The sequence below is a fragment of the Candidatus Cloacimonadota bacterium genome (assembly GCA_021734245.1).
Classification (GTDB): domain Bacteria; phylum Cloacimonadota; class Cloacimonadia; order Cloacimonadales; family TCS61; genus B137-G9.
Map to the genome: position 1 here is coordinate 35,052 of JAIPJH010000010.1, position 18,733 is coordinate 53,784.

General features: G+C 41.2%; 19 protein-coding genes. 1 reads left to right on the forward strand and 18 read right to left on the reverse strand.

All coding sequences use genetic code 11. The features are described 5' to 3' along the window. Positions 1-11: 11 nt before the first annotated feature. From K9N40_03055 to uvrB, 15 genes are all read right to left on the reverse strand, one after another. Positions 12-698: a 4Fe-4S dicluster domain-containing protein gene (locus tag K9N40_03055; GenBank protein MCF7813443.1), complete on the reverse strand. Its 687-nt coding sequence runs from the start codon at positions 696-698 to the stop codon at positions 12-14. A 3-nt stretch (positions 699-701) separates the two neighbouring features. Next, positions 702-1,160 (reverse strand): hydrogenase iron-sulfur subunit, encoded by a 459-nt coding sequence (locus tag K9N40_03060; protein MCF7813444.1) that lies wholly within the window; start codon positions 1,158-1,160, stop codon positions 702-704. Between the two features lie 16 nt (positions 1,161-1,176). Beyond that, a complete protein-coding gene (locus K9N40_03065) occupies positions 1,177-3,123 on the reverse strand; it encodes a CoB--CoM heterodisulfide reductase iron-sulfur subunit A family protein (protein MCF7813445.1) in 1,947 nt (648 codons plus the stop codon). A 25-nt stretch (positions 3,124-3,148) separates the two neighbouring features. Continuing rightward, the gene (locus K9N40_03070; GenBank protein ID MCF7813446.1) at positions 3,149-4,027 is read right to left on the reverse strand and encodes a CoB--CoM heterodisulfide reductase iron-sulfur subunit B family protein; all 879 of its coding nucleotides are present in this window, start codon (positions 4,025-4,027) and stop codon (positions 3,149-3,151) included. A 16-nt stretch (positions 4,028-4,043) separates the two neighbouring features. Beyond that, the gene (locus tag K9N40_03075) at positions 4,044-4,451 is read right to left on the reverse strand and encodes a 4Fe-4S dicluster domain-containing protein (GenBank protein ID MCF7813447.1); all 408 of its coding nucleotides are present in this window, start codon (positions 4,449-4,451) and stop codon (positions 4,044-4,046) included. Position 4,452: 1 nt separating this feature from the next. Continuing rightward, positions 4,453-5,022, reverse strand: coding sequence for a 2-oxoacid:acceptor oxidoreductase family protein (locus K9N40_03080; protein ID MCF7813448.1), 570 nt, complete (start codon positions 5,020-5,022; stop codon positions 4,453-4,455). An 8-nt stretch (positions 5,023-5,030) separates the two neighbouring features. Then, positions 5,031-5,900, reverse strand: a complete 870-nt coding sequence (locus K9N40_03085; protein ID MCF7813449.1) for a 2-oxoacid:ferredoxin oxidoreductase subunit beta — start codon at positions 5,898-5,900, stop codon at positions 5,031-5,033. Then, entirely contained in the window at positions 5,890-7,107 is a 1,218-nt protein-coding gene (locus tag K9N40_03090; protein MCF7813450.1) for a 2-oxoacid:acceptor oxidoreductase subunit alpha, read from the reverse strand. The genes K9N40_03085 and K9N40_03090 overlap by 11 nt, the downstream gene beginning before the upstream one ends. After that, positions 7,031-7,306, reverse strand: a complete 276-nt coding sequence (locus K9N40_03095) for a ferredoxin family protein (protein MCF7813451.1) — start codon at positions 7,304-7,306, stop codon at positions 7,031-7,033. The genes K9N40_03090 and K9N40_03095 overlap by 77 nt, the downstream gene beginning before the upstream one ends. Before the next feature lie 403 nt (positions 7,307-7,709). Continuing rightward, entirely contained in the window at positions 7,710-8,123 is a 414-nt protein-coding gene (mce, locus tag K9N40_03100) for a methylmalonyl-CoA epimerase (GenBank protein MCF7813452.1), read from the reverse strand. After that, the gene (locus K9N40_03105) at positions 8,123-8,683 is read right to left on the reverse strand and encodes a 2-oxoacid:acceptor oxidoreductase family protein (protein MCF7813453.1); all 561 of its coding nucleotides are present in this window, start codon (positions 8,681-8,683) and stop codon (positions 8,123-8,125) included. The genes mce and K9N40_03105 overlap by 1 nt, the downstream gene beginning before the upstream one ends. Beyond that, positions 8,683-9,525: a 2-oxoacid:ferredoxin oxidoreductase subunit beta gene (locus K9N40_03110; protein ID MCF7813454.1), complete on the reverse strand. Its 843-nt coding sequence runs from the start codon at positions 9,523-9,525 to the stop codon at positions 8,683-8,685. The genes K9N40_03105 and K9N40_03110 overlap by 1 nt, the downstream gene beginning before the upstream one ends. A 1-nt stretch (position 9,526) precedes the next feature. Continuing rightward, on the reverse strand, positions 9,527-10,696 hold the full coding sequence (locus tag K9N40_03115) for a 2-oxoacid:acceptor oxidoreductase subunit alpha (GenBank protein ID MCF7813455.1): 1,170 nt from the start codon (positions 10,694-10,696) through the stop codon (positions 9,527-9,529). A gap of 9 nt (positions 10,697-10,705) precedes the next feature. Further along, entirely contained in the window at positions 10,706-11,017 is a 312-nt protein-coding gene (locus K9N40_03120; GenBank protein MCF7813456.1) for a 4Fe-4S binding protein, read from the reverse strand. A 141-nt stretch (positions 11,018-11,158) separates the two neighbouring features. Then, the gene (gene uvrB / locus K9N40_03125) at positions 11,159-13,153 is read right to left on the reverse strand and encodes an excinuclease ABC subunit UvrB (GenBank protein MCF7813457.1); all 1,995 of its coding nucleotides are present in this window, start codon (positions 13,151-13,153) and stop codon (positions 11,159-11,161) included. Between the two features lie 495 nt (positions 13,154-13,648). Between uvrB and K9N40_03130 the strand changes: the two genes are divergently transcribed. Next, positions 13,649-15,442 (forward strand): hypothetical protein, encoded by a 1,794-nt coding sequence (locus K9N40_03130; GenBank protein ID MCF7813458.1) that lies wholly within the window; start codon positions 13,649-13,651, stop codon positions 15,440-15,442. A 103-nt stretch (positions 15,443-15,545) separates the two neighbouring features. Here K9N40_03130 and K9N40_03135 read toward each other — a convergent pair whose 3' ends face one another. The 3 genes from K9N40_03135 to K9N40_03145 all read right to left on the reverse strand — a co-directional run. Continuing rightward, on the reverse strand, positions 15,546-17,462 hold the full coding sequence (locus K9N40_03135) for a pyruvate carboxylase subunit B (protein MCF7813459.1): 1,917 nt from the start codon (positions 17,460-17,462) through the stop codon (positions 15,546-15,548). Positions 17,463-17,480: 18 nt separating this feature from the next. Further along, a complete protein-coding gene (locus K9N40_03140; GenBank protein ID MCF7813460.1) occupies positions 17,481-17,645 on the reverse strand; it encodes a hypothetical protein in 165 nt (54 codons plus the stop codon). An 8-nt stretch (positions 17,646-17,653) separates the two neighbouring features. Next, on the reverse strand, positions 17,654-18,733 hold a 1,080-nt coding region (locus tag K9N40_03145), incomplete at its 5' end, for a methylmalonyl-CoA carboxyltransferase (GenBank protein MCF7813461.1).

Here is an 18,733-nt window from a genome sequence, read left to right on the forward strand (position 1 = left end):
TTGATCTCCCTCTATGAAATTTTAATTTCGCGTTTGTAATATTTTTTCGAAAGTTTATCTTTCGGCATCGCTTTCATTTTATCGATTTCTTTATCGTATTTGCCCTTTTCCAGTTCTTTCAAGCGTGCTTCAAGTTCAGGACTTTTTGGTGCCAGGTATTTGGCATAAAGTCGGCGAGCCAGGATGGCATTGTTGTATTGCACGATTTCAGCAGGACAGCGCAATGCACAAAGTCCACAGCGAATGCAGTCGAAAGAAAGATTTGCAGCTCGCTTTATATCTCCCCGAATAATTGCCTGGATATAATCCATCACCTGAATTTCCTGAGGACAGGCTTTTGTACAGGTATTGCAGGAAACACAACGGAATACATTCGGAAACAATTCAGTAAAGGTACTTACATCTGCTTCCAGTTCGTTCAAATCGTATATCGGTTTCTCAGCTGGAACAAAAGGTATCATGGCAATTGCCATTCCTTCTGTTACCACAGTTTGACAAGCCAAACCGCCCTGCAGTTTATAATCACCTTTTTCTCGATAAACCGTGGCACAGGCACCGCAATATCCTTCTCGGCAGCCAACACCTTTTTTCAATTGGAAACCCGCATACTCCATAGCAGAAATAATGGTGGAACCTTCGGGAACTTTGAATAGCTCTCCACCAATATAAACGTTTATCATCTCTCTTTTATCGCCCATTAGCTATTCTCCTCCTTTTATCTCGGATTTGGTTTTTCTATCCAAATCTTCACTAGCCAATTTTGGAAGCGGTCCCAAATTTCTGATTGATTCTATAAATTCTCTCATCGTGTTGGCAAACTTGTTACCTTCACTGGCCGAAATCCATTCCAAACGCAATCTTTCGGGATCGATACCCATTTGCTTCAGCATGGCTTTCAATAAAATCACACGACGTTTGGTTTTGTAATTTCCAGTTTGATAATGGCAGTCACCAGGATGGCAGCCGCCGATAAAAACTCCATCACTTCCATTTTTGAAAGCATATAAAATGTGCTCAGGATCGATCCTGGAAGAACACAAAGTTTTAATGACCACTCCATTGGGAGGATATTGTAACCGAGAAGTTCCTGCCAGATCTGCTCCTGCATAGGTACACCATTTGCACAGGAAGCAAACGATCTTTGGTTCAAATTTTCTCATATTCACTTCCTTATATTTAATTTAATATTACGTTTATCATGTTCAAAATCTGATCGTCGGTAAGGTTCTTCTGTTGAGATGCACCAGATGGACAAGCCGCAATGCAGGCTCCACAACCTTCACAAAGAATATCGTTCACTTCTGCGATCATATTATCATTCAAAATACGTGCTCCATACGGACACGTTCCAATACAAATACCGCAACCAGAACATTTATTATCATCCACGGTAGCGATGATCGGCTCGTGCTGAACTTCATCCTGCGACATCAGAGCAAGAATTTTGGCAGCTGCACCAGAAGCCTGAGAAATTGCATCAGGAATATCTTTTGGACCTTGACCTGCACCTGCCAGAAAAAATCCCGACTGCAAACTTTCCAGAGGTCGCAGCTTTGGATGAGCTTCGCTCAAGAAGCCATCTTTATCGGTTCCTATTTTCAAATTCTTGAACAGATCTTTCGCTCCTTCACTGGGAACCATAGATTGTGCCAGAACCACCAGATCAGCTTTCACGGTTACTTTTTTGCCTGTGAGAGTATCCATTCCGTGCACAACCATTTTGTCGCCTTCTTTATATACTTTTGCCACTTTACCGCGAATATAGATTATGCCGTCCTCTTTAACGCCTTCCTGAATGAATTCCTCATAGCGCTTACCGCCAGAACGGATATCGATATAGAAAACATAAGGTTGTCCGTCGTGAACTTTATGCTTGTAAAGCTTGGCATGTTTAAGCGTGTACATGCAGCAGATCTTGGAGCAGTAAGCATTGTGTCTTTCAGGATCACGCGAGCCGGAACATTGAATGAAAACAACCTCTTTGGGAACTTTACCATCAGAAGGACGCAGCATCTTTCCACCGGTTGGGCCGGTAGCAGAGAGAATTCTTTCGAACTGCAGTCCGTTCATGACGTCAGGATATTTTCCGTAACCATATTCCGGAATATTCTCCACAGGATAAAGATCGTATCCTGTTGCTACTATGATCGCACCGATATCTTCCTTGAAAATTTCAGGTTTTTTATCGTAATCGATCGCTTCCGGTAAACACACTTTTTTACATTCACCACAGGCAATTGGTTCAAAACCAAGACAGTGCTCCGTATCGATCGTGTAAGTAGACGGAATAGCCTGCGGAAATGGAACATAGATAGCTCTGCGATAATCCAGTCCTTCATCGTATTCGCTGGGAACAACTACCGGACAGCTATCAGTACAATCATCGCATAGTGTACATTTTTCGGGATCTACAAACTGCGGTTGACGTTTTATCTTCGCTTTGAAATTTCCCATAAAACCGGAAATTTCTTCCAATTCACTATTCACATAAAGTTTTATATTTTTGTGTTTTCCCAGCTGTACCATTTTTGGAGTAAGAATACATTGTGAACAATCCAAAGTGGGAAATGTTTCCGATAACTGGATCATGTGTCCACCGATCGAAGGTTTCTTTTCTACCATGATCACTTCATAACCGCCATCTGCAATGTCCAATGCTGCCTGAATTCCGGCAATTCCTCCACCAATTATAAGAACACGTTTGGTAAGAGGAGCTTTCACAGGATCCAACGCCTGGTTCAGTTTGGCTTTTTCCACAGCGGTCTTTATGATCAATTCCGCTTTCCTGGTTGCTTCTTCTTTTACATTGTGGACCCAGCTGCACTGCTCTCGAATATTACCGATTTCCAGCTGATATTTGTTAACTCCCACTTCCGAGATAGCATCCTGGAAGGTCGATTCGTGCAATGTTGGTGAACATGCTGCTACAACCACTCCATCCAGTTTATGCTTTTCGATAGCCTCTTTTATCAGGTTCTGCCCAGGATCGGAACACATGAACATATAGTTCTCGATATGAGCAACTCCCGGATATTCGGCTAGTTTCTCAGTGAGGAGTTCAACATCAACGGTGTCGGCAATATTAACACCACAATGACAAATAAATACACCGATTCTTTTCATTGTATCCTCTATTTATTTTTTATTATCATATCAATTTTTTCTCTATCAAAAGCGGCTCGGGATTCACATCGTGCTGCTTAGTCCATGCTTTTTTCCAACTTGCTCCCAGGGCAACAGACATTAATTCTGTAAAATAGAAAACAGGAATTTTGTTGAAATCGGTATGCTGCTTTTCTATTTCTTTCTGCAGGAAGTCAAGATTGTAAGCACAAAGCGGACAGCTGGTCATAATGGCATCACAACCGGCATTCCGTGCTGATTGCAGAATCTCATAAACTCGCATCACGCTAACATCTTTCTTTGTTAGCGTTTGATATGCACCACAGCATTCCAATTTATAAATATAATCAATCGGTTCTGCACCCAGAGTTTCGATCAGGTTTTCCATGATGGAGGGATCTTCAAAATCGTCGATAGCATATTTCTGAGGACGCACCAGCAGACAGCCGTAATAAGCTCCAACTTTCAAGCCTTTCAGCGGATTTGACACTTTTTCTTTGATATTTTCAAACTTTATGCGCTGCTGCAAAATGGAAAGCAGATGATAAATTTCCACCGTTCCCTGATATTCTGCTTCTTCCATATACATAAATTTATTTACTTTATCCAGATTATCAGGATCGTTTTCCACAAAATCTTTTGATTGCTTAAGTGTATTGTAGCACATGCTGCACATGGCTACCAATTCTTTTAAATCCTGTTTTTCGGCTCTCAGCAAATTGCGAATGGAAGAAAGCTGCAGCATCAGATCGTCGCTGCTCATGGAAAATACAGTTCCACAGCAAACCCAATCTTTCATTTCCTCCAGCTGATAATCCAGTTTTTCCAAAGCTTCTTTTGCAGAATCCTCAAAATGCTTGGCATTTGCTTTTAGTGTACAGCCAGGATAATAAGGTAATTTCATTTATTTCCTCCCTGCCTTAACCTGTTAGTTTTCTCATTGCGCACACCAAAAGAATGGGAGGCAATTCATCTTTATTTTCCACGTCCAATTTCCTGGGATCTACAATTCCCAAACCTGCCCGCAAATTTATAGTTCGGAAGGCTTCCATCAGTTTTGCTACATCGATGCCTTTAGGACAACGTGAGGAACATTGCAGGCAAGTGGAACAAACCCAGATAGTTTCGCTTTCCAGGATATCCTGAATTTTTCCATACTGAGCTAATCGTAAAACCTGATTGGGATTGATATCCATATAATCTACTACCGGACAGCCGGATGAACAATTTCCGCATTGATAGCAGTCGAACACATCCTGACCCGAAATTTCGTGGAGTTTCTGTACTAATTCATTTTTTATTTCTTTTCTGGAAATTTCTGTGAACATATCAATCTCCCTTATAATCGTAACCAATTTGGAAAGCTTTCATATTCAGTTCGGTAAATTTGGCAGGAACTGATTTTTTGATCGCACTTTTCATAGCTTCGTAAGTAGCAACTTTGGCTTGAGCAGTAGCGAATCCCAGCATCACAATATTTGCCACGATCTTTTTACCGAGTTCTTCTGCCAGTCGAGTTGCCGGTATCGATTTTACTGTTAGATTTTTTGGCGGTTGCAGATTTTTCACCAAATCACTATCATAAAGTAAGATACCTTTATCTTTCAGGATGCCTATAAACTTATCGTAACTTTCCTGGCTCATAGCGATCAGCACATCGGCTTCATCAACCATAGGATAATCAACTTCATTATCAGAAATAATTACCTGTGAGCTGCAAGCACCTCCACGAGCTTCTGGCCCATATGACTGCGTCATGGAAGCTTGTTTGCCATCAAAAATGGTCGCCGCCTGCCCCACGATGAATGAAGAAAGAATGATACCCTGACCACCGAATCCGGAAATTTTAACTCGTAATTCAGTCGTCAGGTTAGTTTCTTTTTTATGTGAATTATCCATCATTCCTCCTAATATTGTGTTTTTTTATCTTCCACATAAAGTGGATGTCTTTTAACTTTGCGGGAAATTCCCTTTTGTACGTTTTCCCAGAAAGTTAATTTTTCTTCATTAACAAACACACCACAAACCATTTCTCCATCCATATCCAAAGGAATTTCTGTGGGATTTGCACTGTGGTCGATAATAGCTCTTTGCTTATATTCCTGAAGTAGATCTAATCCTGTTCCGCCCTTGTTCTTGCGAGCAAAAACCGTCGAACATGGTGATACGATTTCCATAAAACAAAAACCTTTTTTATTCGCCATCACTTCTACAGAATCCTGAATTCGCTGCAGATGAAGTGCCGTCCAGCGAGCAACATAAGAAGCTCCGGCAGCAGCAGCAAGACCAACCAAATTGAAAGGGTGTTCATAATTTCCATAAGGAGCTGTAGAACTATACGCTTCCAAAGGTGTAGTCGGAGCATTCTGCCCACCAGTCATACCATAGATAAAATTATTGACACAGATAACATTTAAATCCAGATTCCTTCTAGCAGCATGGATTAGATGATTACCACCAATTGCAAAAAGGTCACCATCGCCGGAAATTACAGCAACTGTAAGATCGCGATTGGCCATTTTTAAACCTGTGGCAAAAGGAATTGCTCGTCCGTGAGTAGTATGATAAGAATCCAATTTTACATAACCTGCCACACGTCCGGTACAACCGATTCCAGAGACAACAACAACTTTATTCAGATCTATTCCTGCTCTTTTCATTCCTTTCATAAAAGCGGTAACAACACTTCCCAATCCGCATGATGAACACCAGATGTGCGGCATTCTATCCATTCGCAGATATTGTTCCATTGGATGTTTCGGTTCATTATTTTGCATAAGCCACCTCTTCTATAGCTCTGGCTATATCTTCGGGTTTGTGAAGTCCTCCACCAGGATGGGGAACAGAAATCGTTTTTACACAACCTGCACATCTTTCCACATCGATGACAACTTGTCCCATGTTTATTTCAGGAACCACGAAACCTTTGACTTTTTTTGCCAGATCACGGATTTTCTGTTCCGGGAAAGGCCAAACAGTTATCAATCGCAGATAACCAACTTTAATGCCCTTCTTCTTTGCCAGATTGATACCGGGAACCACAGTTCTGGAAGTTATTCCATAGGAAACAACAATCACATCCGCTCCTTCCAGGTCTCTTTCTTCTACCATACTTATGTCATCGATGTTCTTCTTGATCTTATCGATAAGACGATTCACAAGTTGCACATGACATTTTTCACTCATGTCGGGATAGCCGCGATGATCGTGTGTGAGACCGGTTGAATGATAAAGATAACCATCACCTGCTTTGGCAAAATCGGGAACCCAATCGCCTTTTTTTATTTCATAAGGATGATAATCTTCCGGTTTTTTATCTGTGTATTTTCGGTCGATAATTTCTAATTCTTCTACCGGAGGAATTACAACTTTTTCCGTCATATGACCAACCACCGCATCCGACATCACAAATACCGGTAAACGATATTTTTCGGAAAAATTGAATGCTTTCACAGTCAGATCGAAATATTCCTGTGGGGATTTGGGAGCTAAAGCAATAACACCATAATCTCCATGCGATCCAAATCTGGCCTGCATCATGTCCGATTGTCCCCAGGATGTTGGCAATCCTGTAGAAGGTGATCCTCGCTGCACATTTACGATAACGCAAGGAGCTTCCATCATAATTCCCAAACCGATATTCTCAAGCATCAAAGAAATTCCGGGTCCGGAACTTGCTGTCATCGATTTTACGCCAGCCCAGGATGCTCCCAGAATGGAAGCCATGGATCCGATCTCATCTTCGAACTGAACGAATGCTCCTCCTACTTGTGGTAGTCGAAATGCCATTCTTTCAGCAATTTCTGAGGCTGGAGTGATGGGATATCCACCAAAGAAACGACAACCTGCAGATACTGCAGCTTCGGCACAAGCAACATTACCCTGTAGAAAAAACTCTCCATGTAAATTACTCTGTTTCAACTTTGTCCTCCTTTCGGATAATGAAGATTGCAGAATCGGGACAGATATTTTCGCACAAACCATCGTAAGTACATTTATCCCGATCTACTACAATTGGCGGATGATATCCTTTTTTGTTAAAATCCGTGGAGAGTTCCAGCACTCCATTGGGACAAAATTCAATACAAAACGAACAGCCTTTACAGCGATCCGGAATGATATAAATCTCGCCATCAACAACTTTTGGCTTTTCTTTGCCAAAAGGCTTTTCCCAATACTTCATAGATTCTCCTGTTTATTTTATTGATTATTCATTATATAAAGAAAAAAGCAGACTTCCTGTTTTTATGGAAACCTGCTTTCGAATTAAATTTTTATCAACACGTTCAAGCAATTATAAATGTATGATGCTATCATCTGATGAGGGTTTTCGGGTATTTGTATGAAAGGATTGATGTGTGCGAGAACCTTTCTCTGCAACTTCAAAAAATCTCCCGTGCTACAAACTTTAAGATAATCAATTACATTTTAACAAAATCATTAATTAAATTATCTTTTTTTAACGTTGCGAAATGCCGACAAAGGTAACTGTTGTCAATCTTTAAATTATTATTTTTTCTGCCGATTACATTGAATGACATTCATTGTTTGCATAATTTAATAAATTTCAATATTTTACCCTTCAATTATTGATGTTCTTCACACAATTCTAATAATATACCATGCGTAGATTTCGGATGTAAAAAAGCTATATCAGCATTGTGTGCGCCGGATCGCGGTTCTTTATCGATCAGTCTGATTCCCTGGTTTTCCAATTCCGTCAGACGATCTTGTAAATTATCTGTGGATAGAGCGATGTGATGAATTCCTTCACCTTTTTTCTCTAAATATTTCGCTACAGTACTTTCAGAAGAGGTTGGTTCCAAAAGTTCTATCCTCACCTCTCCAATTGAGATGAAAGCCACTTTTACTTTTTGAGATTCCACAATTTCTACAGCTTCGATTTCTAAATCCAATTTTTCGTAAAACTTAGCTGCTTCTTCGATGCTGTGAACTGCAATTCCGATATGGCTTATCTTCTTAACTGCGGTTGTTGGCATTATGCTTCTTCCGAATAAGTATCTGCCAACTTTCTTCCCAATCTCATTGCCTTTAAATTCATGTCTACGTATTGAGGTTTTACAGATTCTGTTACAGCTTTTTTCAAGGAAGCTTCACTCACAACTCCCGTAACTTTGACCAGGAAAGCCAGAGACATAATGTTTGTAGGAAGTGGTGAGCCTAATTCTTTGGTTGCGATTTCGGTAAATGGAAGTTCATAAACTTCAGTATCCATCAGAGAAATATTTTTAACGAAGGTATTATCGGCGATGAGAATTCCATCATCATTCAGGTTGAAAGCAAATTTATCGTAAGCTTCCTGGGTGAGAGCAAGAAGAACGTCAAAACGCGTAGCTTCGGGAAAGTAAAATACTTCATTACTGATGATAACATCCGCCCTGCTGGCTCCACCGCGAGATTCGGGTCCGTAACTTTGAGTTTGAGTAACGCGTACTTTATCTAAAACAGCAGCTCTTGCCAGGATTATTCCCGCAGTTATCAAGCCCTGACCGCCGCTGCCGCTCAATCTTATTTCTGTCTTGAATTTCTTTTTACTCATTATTTATCTCCCGCTTCTGGCTTTAGAGATTGCATAAGGTTTTCGTAGGCTTCTGTATATTCCTGCCTTTCTTCCTGCACCAAAATTCCTCTGGTAATCTTATCTTCTTTTTTATCATCAGGAAGTTTTTCATAAGCTTTTACAGGGATCACATTTTCTTTCATCCACAACATCATTTTGGAAGCATCACCTTTACGATTCAAACGACCGTAAATTACAGGACAGGCACTCACAATTTCGATCACGGAAAATCCTTTATGCTGCAATCCTGCCCGGATAAAATTCTGTGCTTCCTGGGCGTGGAAAGCAGATGTTCTGGCTACAAAAGTTGCACCGGAACCTTTAGCAAGCCGGCAAATGTCAAAAGTCGGATCTATATTGCCATACATGGAGGTTGTTGCTCTAGCTCCGATAGGAGTGGTAGGAGAAAACTGCCCACCAGTCATTCCATAAATATTGTTGTTTATCAAAATAACTGTGAGATCTAAATTTCGGCGAGCAGCATGAATAAAATGATTTCCACCGATCGCTGTTGCATCACCATCTCCAGTTACCACGATCACTTTCATTTCCGGTTTATACATCTTTATTCCGGTAGCGTAGGCAATCGCTCGGCCGTGCAAGCTGTGAAGAGTATTGAAATCTACATAAACCGGCATTCTACTGGAACAACCGATTCCTGAGACCATGGCTATGTCATCTTTTTTGTAATCAAGTTGTGCGATAGCTCGAATTGTTGATCCCAAAACTATTCCGTTACTGCATCCTGCACACCATACATGTGGAAATTTTTTATCATGACGAAGATACTGATGAATTTTCTTTTGAGGTATTTTTTCCATTTTACTTTACCTCCTTTATTGTTGCCAATATCTCATCCGGTGTTATCAATTGCCCCGAAAATTTTTGAATTTCTATTATGTTCTTAGTTTTTCTAATATCGTAATTCCAGATTCCACCCATCACTCTTTTCAGTTCATTGGAAAGCTGTCCTTCATTCAATTCGGGAACGATAACTGCTTTCTTGTCTCCCAGATATTTTTTTACTGCCCGATCGGGGAAAGGCCAGATCGTAAGTGGTCGCAACATTCCTACTTTCACGCCTTTTCTACGAGCCATTACCACAGCTTCTTTGGCTGCCCTGGATGTGATTCCAGCAGCAAATATTGCAATTTTGGCATCATCCATCTGGAAGCTTTCAATCTGTACAATGTCATCGATATTATTAACTATTTTCTTCTGTAGTCGAACTGACATAGACTGTACCTCTGAGCCAAGGTTGGTAGGAAATCCGTTTGAGTCATGAGCAAGGCCGGTTACATGATAACGATAACCTTCGCCAAAGCTTGCCATCGGCATTGGATATTTGGGATTTTCAGGATAATGCTTATACCATTCAGGTGGAATGCTGGGCTGAATTCTTTTAAGTATTTTTATTTTGGAAAGGTCGGGAAGTTCTATTGTTTCTCTCATGTGACCGAGAACTTCATCGGAAAGTAGTACAACACAAGTTCGATATTTTTCTGCCAGATTCATAGCGCGAATGGCTAACTCATAGCTTTCTTTTACCGAATTCGGATACAAAACTATTGCTGGTGCATCGCCGTGATTTCCCCAGCGAGACTGCATAATATCTGCCTGTGAAGGTTTGGTCGGAGAACCGGTGCTTGGTCCGCCGCGCATCACGTTCACGACTACGCAGGGTGTTTCTGTCATCTTTGCAAAACCGATTCCTTCCGTCATCAAGGAAAATCCTGGGCCGCTGGTTGCAGTCATCGTTTTTGCTCCTGCCAAAGACGCTCCAATAATTGCAGAAATACTGGCGATTTCATCTTCCATTTGAATGAATTTTCCACCACGTTTGGGAAGTTCGCGAGAACACAATTCTGCAATTTCGGTAGAAGGTGTGATCGGATAGCCGGCAAAAAAGTCTAACCCGGCATCCAAAGTTCCACGAGCAATTGCTTCGTTTCCCTGCATCAAAACTGTATTTCTGGTTTTTTCTTTTACCATTCTGCCCTCCTACCTTTTGGCTCCGGTTATGGCGAAATCAGGACATAATTTATCACAGGTTTCGCAGTGAACACATTTTTCCGGATGCGGAACATAGGGTGATCCGTCCGGTTTTCTGCCTAAAGCACCCGTAGGACAGAAGGTAACGCAAATTCCACATTTCTTACACCAGTCATAATAAATATAGACCGGATTTTCATTGTAATCGCCGGAAGAAACGATATCGGATTCCACTTCCATTTTGGCAGAAGAATCTTCTGATCGGATTATTATTCCTTCCTTGTGCTTTTCCACGTTCTTCGTTTTCTTATTAATTCCCATTTCATCTCCAAAGAATACAAATTTACACTCTTATTCTTGAAACACAAATTTTTCTTTGTTTTTTTGTTTTGATAAGATTTTTTAACTTGTTTATATAATTGAATTTAAGATCTGGTAAAATCATTTTCTTGCAGGAAATCATCAAATTTCTTTCAGCTCGAAGATCCTGTCTCGCAGTTCCGCAGCCTTTTCAAACTCCAGGTTTTTGGAAGCTTCGAACATCTCCTTTTCCAACAGTTGTATCACTTTTTCTTTTGAGTCTAAATCCAAGTAATCCATAAAGTTATCTTTATCGGATTTAGCCTCTTTTTCATCCACTTTTTTATAACCGTCGGCAACACTTGTAGCACCCATTATGTCGTCAATATTTTTTTTGATACTTTCGGGAGTAATCTTATTCTTCAGGTTGAAAGCTATCTGCTTTTCGCGGCGGCGGTTAGTTTCGTCTATGGTTTGTTTCATGGCAGCTGTGATGTGATCAGCATAGAAAATCACCTTCCCTTTAACGTTTCGGGCTGCTCTTCCAGCTGTTTGAATCAGGCTGCGGGCAGAACGCAGAAAACCTACTTTATCGGCGTCAAAAATAGCGACCAATGATACTTCCGGCAAATCGAGTCCTTCCCGCAGAAGATTGATACCAACCAGCACATCAAATTTATCGGTGCGGAAATCACGGATTATTTTGGAACGTTCAATCGTGCTGACTTCGCTGTGCATATACCGCGTACGAATCCCTGCTTTTCCCAGGTATTCGCTGAGATCTTCCGCCATGCGTTTGGTAAGAGTTGTTACCAATATTTTTTCTTTATCGGGAATTCTCTGCCTTATTTGTTCCATCAGATCATCTACCTGATTCTGCACCGGTTTTACTTCGATTTCAGGATCGAGCAGACCGGTAGGACGAATAACCTGTTCCACAAAAACGCCATCACTTTTTTGTAGTTCATAATCGGCAGGAGTGGCAGAAACAAAGATCACCTGATTCTGTTTAGCTTCAAATTCGTGAAATTTGAGTGGACGATTATCAAAAGCAGAAGGTAAACGAAAACCAAAATCCACCAGGTTTTTCTTGCGAGTATAATCTCCACCATACATGGCATGAACCTGCGGAATGGAAACGTGCGATTCGTCGATCACCATCAGGAAATCTTCAGGGAAATAATCCAACAGACAATAAGGCGGATCACCTTTTTTGGCTCCGGTAAGATGGCGTGAATAATTTTCAATTCCAGAACAAAACCCAAGTTCACGCAGCATTTCCAGATCAAAATTGGTGCGCTGCTCAATGCGTTGAGCTTCCAGCAGCATATTGTTTTTCTCGAAATATTCGATACGATCTTTCAATTCAGCTTTGATCGATTTGATGGCTCGTTCCAAAGCGTGTTTATTCGTTATAAAATGATTTGCCGGATAGATGGGATATTCTTTCACAACTTCCAGAACGTGATTGTCCAGAGGATTGATGCGGGAAATTTTTTCGATCTCATCACCGAAGAATTCTACTCGAATTGAATTTTCCAGATAAGCCGGATAAATATCGACGATATCTCCATTGACGCGAAAAGCGCCCCGTTCAAAAGCGATGTCGTTGCGCCCGTAATGGATATTCACAAGTTTTGCCAGCAGTTCATCGCGATCCATGATATCACCGGTTTTGATGCGGATCAATGACTTTCGGTAATCCTGCGGAATTCCCAAACCGTAAATACAGGAAACGCTGGCCACGATGATCGTGTCGCGCCGTTCGGAAAGACTCATGGTTGCGCGCAAACGCAGCTTTTCGATCTGGCTGTTGATATCGGAATCTTTTTCGATGTAGATATCTTTGCCGGGAATGTAGGCTTCGGGTTGGTAATAATCGTAGTAACTGATGAAAAATTCCACAGCATTTTGCGGGAAAAGCTGTTTGAATTCTCCGTAAAGTTGAGCTGCCAGAGTTTTGTTGTGAGAAAGCACCAGAGTTGGTTTATTCACCTTTTCGATAACATTGGCAATGGTGAAAGTTTTACCCGAACCTGTCACACCGAGAAGTGTCTGATATTTGTTATTATTTTGAATTCCTTCCACCAGCTCTTGAATTGCTTGTGGTTGATCACCTCTGGGTTTATAACTTGATACAACTTTGAATTTTTCCATTTTATTTCCTTCTCTTTCCGAACTAAATTCAGCAGTTTTTATGGCAAGATATTTTGTGGGATTTATCCCTCTGTCTGGCAAATGTCAGACAGAGGGGTAAATAATGAAAATTCGATTTTCAGCTTGCTGAAATAAATTTAGCGAAATACACCTTGGCTCTGCCACGGTGATAGTCAAATTTAAGAATTTTCTTTATTCCCTTCAGAACTTAACTAATGAATATGATTCTTAACGTCATTTTTTTTTGCAGCTCCGAATTGTCTCCCTTCGTCAGGGAGAATAAAAGAGGGTTTAGCAAATCTTATTGAAAACCAATTTACTTTCTTCAAAAAAATCAATTTTTTGCCAAAGCAGAACCCCTCTGTGTCTCCCCTTACAAAGGGGAGCTTAAAGTAGATTTTTTCACTCAACTTATCAAGAAAACATTCCGATGATCTTTGAACAATCGGAAGTTTTGGTTTGACAGAAATTAACTGTTCCCACATAAAAATTCACATGAAAAGAAAAGAAAAATTAGCAATTTTATTGGCTGAGATCGAAGACCTGATGTTGTATGTGAAAGAGTGGGAAAAAATATATGCCGATAAGATCGAGCAGGTTCATCCTGAATATGCTGATGCCGCCAGAAACCTGGTTCATTATTATGCTTTGCGTTCCCAGAAAATAGGCAATTTACAGAAACGGTTAGGCAATTTCGGTCTTTCCAGGCTCAGTGAATCTGAACCGCATATTATGGCGAGCTTGGCAACGACTCGTTCAATTTTGAAAAGTATGCTGAAGGAAAAGGTGAAATATCCCAAAGTCCAGCCTTCTTTCAAACGCAGCCGAAAAGCAACTCGCCGCAATGCCAAAGAACTTCTTGGTTATCGCAGTAAAGGACGTCGCTGCCGCATTATGGTAACTTTGCCGGGCAAATATTTCGATGATTTTGATCTGATCTACGAACTGGTGGAAAATGGCATGAATTGCGGCAGAATCAATTGTGCTCATGAATCACCGGAAGAATGGACGAGAATGATCGAGAATGTAAAGATCGCATCGGAACAACTGCGTAAAACCTGTAAAATTTCCATGGATCTGAGCGGTCCAAAAATTCGTACTGGTTTTATTGCCAGAGATGCCCGTATCATCAAGATCCGTCATCAGATAGATGCCCTGGGAAATTCCATTTCTCCCATCAAGGTTTTCTTTGGAAAATCAGATAATCCCGATTCCAATATTCCCGAAATTCCTCTGCAGAATTATGATGCAAAACTGATAAAGAAAAATGTCGTTCTAAAATACACCGATTCCCGTTTCAAACAGCGGGAAATCGTGGTTCAGGAAATTTCTGAAAATGGATTTCTGGCAGATCTGGATAAAACAACTTTTTTTGAAACAGATTTTCCCATCCAGATAGATGAAGAAAATGCCTTCCTGATAGGAATGCTGGACCAGAAGAAAAAACCGCTATATTTGAAAGAAAACGATATTTTGATAATCATGAAAGAGCAAACAACTGCGCAGCGCAAAAAGATAATCACTGACACTGGAGAGATCGAACCGGCTTACATCAGCTGCACAGCTCCGCAGATTTTCGGCATGGTAAAACCGGGAGAACCTGTGGTTTTCGATGATGGAATTATCGAAGGTTTCATCGAAGAAATGGATGAAGAAGAAATTCAGGTTCGCATTACAAATGTGAAAGGTAAGATTGGCAAATTGAAGGAAGATAAGGGCATCAACTTTCCGGAAAGTAAGCTGCTGCTGCCCAGCCTATCGCAAAAAGATCTGGATGACCTGCCGTTCATGCTGCAATATGCCGATGTTATAAATGTCTCCTTCGTGCAGTTTCCGCAGGATGTTGCTAATCTTACAAAAATAATCAAAGAACAGAATGTAGATAGAAATGTAGGATTGATCCTAAAAATTGAAACCAAAACCGGTTTTGACAACTTGCCCGATATCATTTTGGAAGCGATGAAAGTTTACCCGATCGGAGTGATGATCGCGCGCGGCGATCTGGCGGTGGAAACAGGTTGGGATAAGATCGGTCATATCCAGGAAGAAATTCTATCCTTCTGCAAAGCTGCTCATATCACCAGCATCTGGGCAACGCAGGTTCTGGAAAATCTGGCAAAAAAGGGAATTCCTTCTCGCGCTGAAATTACCGACGCCGTGATGGCAACCAGAGCCGATTGCATCATGCTGAATAAAGGTTCCTATATTTTAAAAGCGATCAAACTTCTGGATAAAATCCTGAGAAATGTGAATAAAAAATCGACTGCCTTAAAGCCGATAGATGATTGAGATTAGAATTTAGATTTTAGAATTCAGAAATTAGAAAAAGGGCGATTTTAAATCGCCCTTAAAATTATCTTAATCTGTGAAATCCGTGTAAATCTGCGAGCTATTATTCAGCTTCAACGTGACAGAGAACATCTCCTTTTGCTACGGAATCTCCGGTTTTAAACTTGATAGCTGTGACTTCACCTGTGCAAGGAGCTGCCAGATTATTCATCATCTTCATCGCTTCCAGCACCACCAGCGTATCTCCAGCTTTTACTTTATCGCCAATCTTTACGCGGTATTCCACGATCATGCCGGGAATTGGTGCGACCAGGTTTCCGGTGCTTTCAGAAGATTTTGATTCTTTTTCTTCTGCCTTTTTCTTAGCAGAAACGCTGCTGCTTCGTATATTTGGATCGGCAACTTCCACACAGAAATGATCGCCATCCACATAAACATCGAATGACCGCAGATTGACCGGTTTGTCAGATTTGATCTTTGCGACCATATCACCCGAAAGAGCTTTGCGAACGATCTCATCTTCTTTTTCCACTTCTTCCAATGTTTTTGGTTTTACATCGGCCGGAACCGGTTCCAAACCATATTTCCATTTTAGGAATCTTTTTCCTGTAACAGGATAAAGAGCACAGATCAGCTCATCATCCAGATTTTTTGCAAGTCCTTTTACTTCTTCCTGAATTGTTGCAAGTTCCGGTTCCAGAGTATCGCCCGGTTTTCCTGTAATAGGAGTTTCTCCTCTGGGATAATCTTTCAAGGCTTTGGCTTGAACCTCTTTATCGATGGGAAGTGTGGTTTTTCCATACAATCCAAAACAAAGATCTTTAACCTGTTCTGTTATTTTGGAATATTGTCCTTCCCATTCATCGAAAAGTACATTATTTACAGTTTGAATTCCCACAATTTGACTGGTAGGAGTTACCAGCGGAACCTGACCGAGTTCTTTGCGAACTTTTGGTAGAGCTTCAAATACATTTTCCAATTTGTGCAATGAATCCATCTGACGCAGCTGGTTTACCAGGTTGGAAAGCATTCCGCCCGGTGTTTGATGCAGAATCACGTCGATATCGATGATAGCATTTTTTGTGTTATTGGCAAAGTGTTTGTATTTGGGAATAAATTTTTCCATGGTGCGATCGATCTCGGTAAGTTTATTGATGTCGATTCCACTATCACGATTCGTTCCCAGAAGCGATATTACAATAGGTTCGATAGCAGGATGCGAAGTGCGATAAGCATAAGGCGCCATGCAGGTATCAACGATATCAACGCCAGCTTCGATTGCCTTAAATATCGCCAGATCACCCATTCCGGAAGTGAAGTGTGTGTGCAGATGCAGCGGTATATCAGTTTGTTTTTTCAGTTCTCGAATCAGATTGTAAGCATCGTACGGAGAAACCAGCCCAGCCATATCTTTGATGCAGATTGTATCCGCACCGAGTTCTTCCAATTTTTTTGCTTTTTCCAGATAATATTCCAGGTTGTATGTTTCGCCGCCCAAACGGGGTTCGGTGAGAGTGTAGCAGATGGTTCCCTGAAAATGCTTTTTGTTTTTTTTGATAATATTTACCGCAGTCTCGAAATTGCGAAAATCGTTTAAAGCATCGAAAACCCTGAAAATATCGATGCCGTTGTCGCAAGCACGTTGAACAAAATTTTCTACTACATCATCGGCATAATTTCTGTAACCTACCAGGTTCTGTCCGCGCAGCAGCATGGAAAATGGCGTTTTCTTGATATACTTTTTCAGCGTACGAATTCTTTCCCAGGGATCTTCGTTCAAGTAGCGGTGCATTGTATCAAAAGTAGCTCCGCCCCATACTTCCATACTATAAAAACCAACTTCATCCATCAGTTCTGCCACGGGCAGCATATCTTCGGTTCTACCACGAGTGGCAAACAGTGATTGATGTCCGTCTCGCAAACTGACATCCTGAATTTTTATGGGATTTTCTGCTTTCGGTCTAGCGGCGTCGTAGTTCATTTTGGTCATTTCCAAAACGCCGTGTTTATCGAATTTCATTTTATTTCTCCTTTGTGATTATCTATTAAATTCTCTTCGTTGAACGAGCTGATTATTTTTCATTATCATCTTCCTGCCGGAAAGAACCCACTGGTTTGTCTTTTTCTTTTTAGATTGCTCTTTTTCCTGCTGCAGGAATTGCAGAACTCCAGCGATGGCAGCTTTCAATTTTTTATCTAACACAATAACTCCTAAACCGGAATATTTCCGTGTTTTTTGGGCGGAAGTGCTTCGCGTTTCGTACACAGAATATCCAGAGCATCGATCAGTCTCATCCTGGTTTCGGAAGGTAAAATTACAGCATCCACATAACCACGTTCTGCTGCGATGTAAGGAGTATTGAATTTTTCTTCGTAATCTTTGATCTGTTCCTGGCGTTTTACATCAGGATCGGCGGCTGCTTTTTGCTCTTTACGATAGCTGGAAACCACATTCACAGCACCCTGAGCGCCCATTACAGCAATTTCTGCTGAAGGCCAGGCAAACGACATGTCATTTCCCAGATGACGTGAACTCATCGCGATGTAAGCTCCACCATAACTTTTGCGAGTTGTCACGTTCAGTTTAGGAACGGTTGCTTCTGAATAACTCCACAATAGTTTTGCTCCATGACGGATAATTCCGTTCCATTCCTGCTCAGTTCCAGGCAGATAACCGGGAACATCCACAAAAGTAATTATCGGCAGATTGAAGGCATCACAGAAACGGATGAAGCGAGAAATTTTATCGGAAGCATCGATATCCAGGCAACCAGCCAAAACCATGGGTTGATTGGCAATGATTCCCACCGGACGCCCATTTAATCGCGCCATTCCGATAACCGCATTTGCGGCATATAGCTCATGGATCTGCATAAAATCGCCATTATCGACAATTGATTCGATCACTTCGATCATGTCATATCCAGCTTTAGGATCGTCAGGAATAACTTCGTCAAGTTCGGTGCACAATCTGGCAGGATTATCACCGGTTTCTTCATAAGGCGGCTCTTCCAAATTATTACCGGGAATAAAACTGAGAAGAAGCTTAACCTGTTCGATGGCATCTTCGTCACTTTCGCAGGCAAAATGTGCATTTCCACTTTTAGTATTGTGAGTGACGGCTCCACCCAGATCTTCAAAATTGGTTTCTTCTCCGGTTACCGTTTTGATAACCTGCGGTCCTGTGATGAACATGTGAGCAGTTTCTTTCACCATCAAGATGAAATCTGTCATGGCGGGAGAATAAACTGCTCCGCCGGCGCAAGGTCCCATTATTATGGAAATCTGCGG

What these genes read in the sequence shown, in the direction of transcription:
- K9N40_03055 (MCF7813443.1), bottom strand. Translation starts at nt 698, where the DNA reads ATGGGCGATAAAAGAGAGATGATAAACGTTTATATTGGTGGAGAGCTA.
- K9N40_03060 (MCF7813444.1), bottom strand. Translation starts at nt 1,160, where the DNA reads ATGAGAAAATTTGAACCAAAGATCGTTTGCTTCCTGTGCAAATGGTGT.
- K9N40_03065 (MCF7813445.1), bottom strand. Translation starts at nt 3,123, where the DNA reads ATGAAAAGAATCGGTGTATTTATTTGTCATTGTGGTGTTAATATTGCC.
- K9N40_03070 (MCF7813446.1), bottom strand. Translation starts at nt 4,027, where the DNA reads ATGAAATTACCTTATTATCCTGGCTGTACACTAAAAGCAAATGCCAAG.
- K9N40_03075 (MCF7813447.1), bottom strand. Translation starts at nt 4,451, where the DNA reads ATGTTCACAGAAATTTCCAGAAAAGAAATAAAAAATGAATTAGTACAG.
- K9N40_03080 (MCF7813448.1), bottom strand. Translation starts at nt 5,022, where the DNA reads ATGGATAATTCACATAAAAAAGAAACTAACCTGACGACTGAATTACGA.
- K9N40_03085 (MCF7813449.1), bottom strand. Translation starts at nt 5,900, where the DNA reads ATGCAAAATAATGAACCGAAACATCCAATGGAACAATATCTGCGAATG.
- K9N40_03090 (MCF7813450.1), bottom strand. Translation starts at nt 7,107, where the DNA reads ATGGTTTGTGCGAAAATATCTGTCCCGATTCTGCAATCTTCATTATCC.
- K9N40_03095 (MCF7813451.1), bottom strand. Translation starts at nt 7,306, where the DNA reads ATGAAGTATTGGGAAAAGCCTTTTGGCAAAGAAAAGCCAAAAGTTGTT.
- mce (MCF7813452.1), bottom strand. Translation starts at nt 8,123, where the DNA reads ATGCCAACAACCGCAGTTAAGAAGATAAGCCATATCGGAATTGCAGTT.
- K9N40_03105 (MCF7813453.1), bottom strand. Translation starts at nt 8,683, where the DNA reads ATGAGTAAAAAGAAATTCAAGACAGAAATAAGATTGAGCGGCAGCGGC.
- K9N40_03110 (MCF7813454.1), bottom strand. Translation starts at nt 9,525, where the DNA reads ATGGAAAAAATACCTCAAAAGAAAATTCATCAGTATCTTCGTCATGAT.
- K9N40_03115 (MCF7813455.1), bottom strand. Translation starts at nt 10,696, where the DNA reads ATGGTAAAAGAAAAAACCAGAAATACAGTTTTGATGCAGGGAAACGAA.
- K9N40_03120 (MCF7813456.1), bottom strand. Translation starts at nt 11,017, where the DNA reads ATGGGAATTAATAAGAAAACGAAGAACGTGGAAAAGCACAAGGAAGGA.
- uvrB (MCF7813457.1), bottom strand. Translation starts at nt 13,153, where the DNA reads ATGGAAAAATTCAAAGTTGTATCAAGTTATAAACCCAGAGGTGATCAA.
- K9N40_03130 (MCF7813458.1), top strand. Translation starts at nt 13,649, where the DNA reads ATGAAAAGAAAAGAAAAATTAGCAATTTTATTGGCTGAGATCGAAGAC.
- K9N40_03135 (MCF7813459.1), bottom strand. Translation starts at nt 17,462, where the DNA reads ATGAAATTCGATAAACACGGCGTTTTGGAAATGACCAAAATGAACTAC.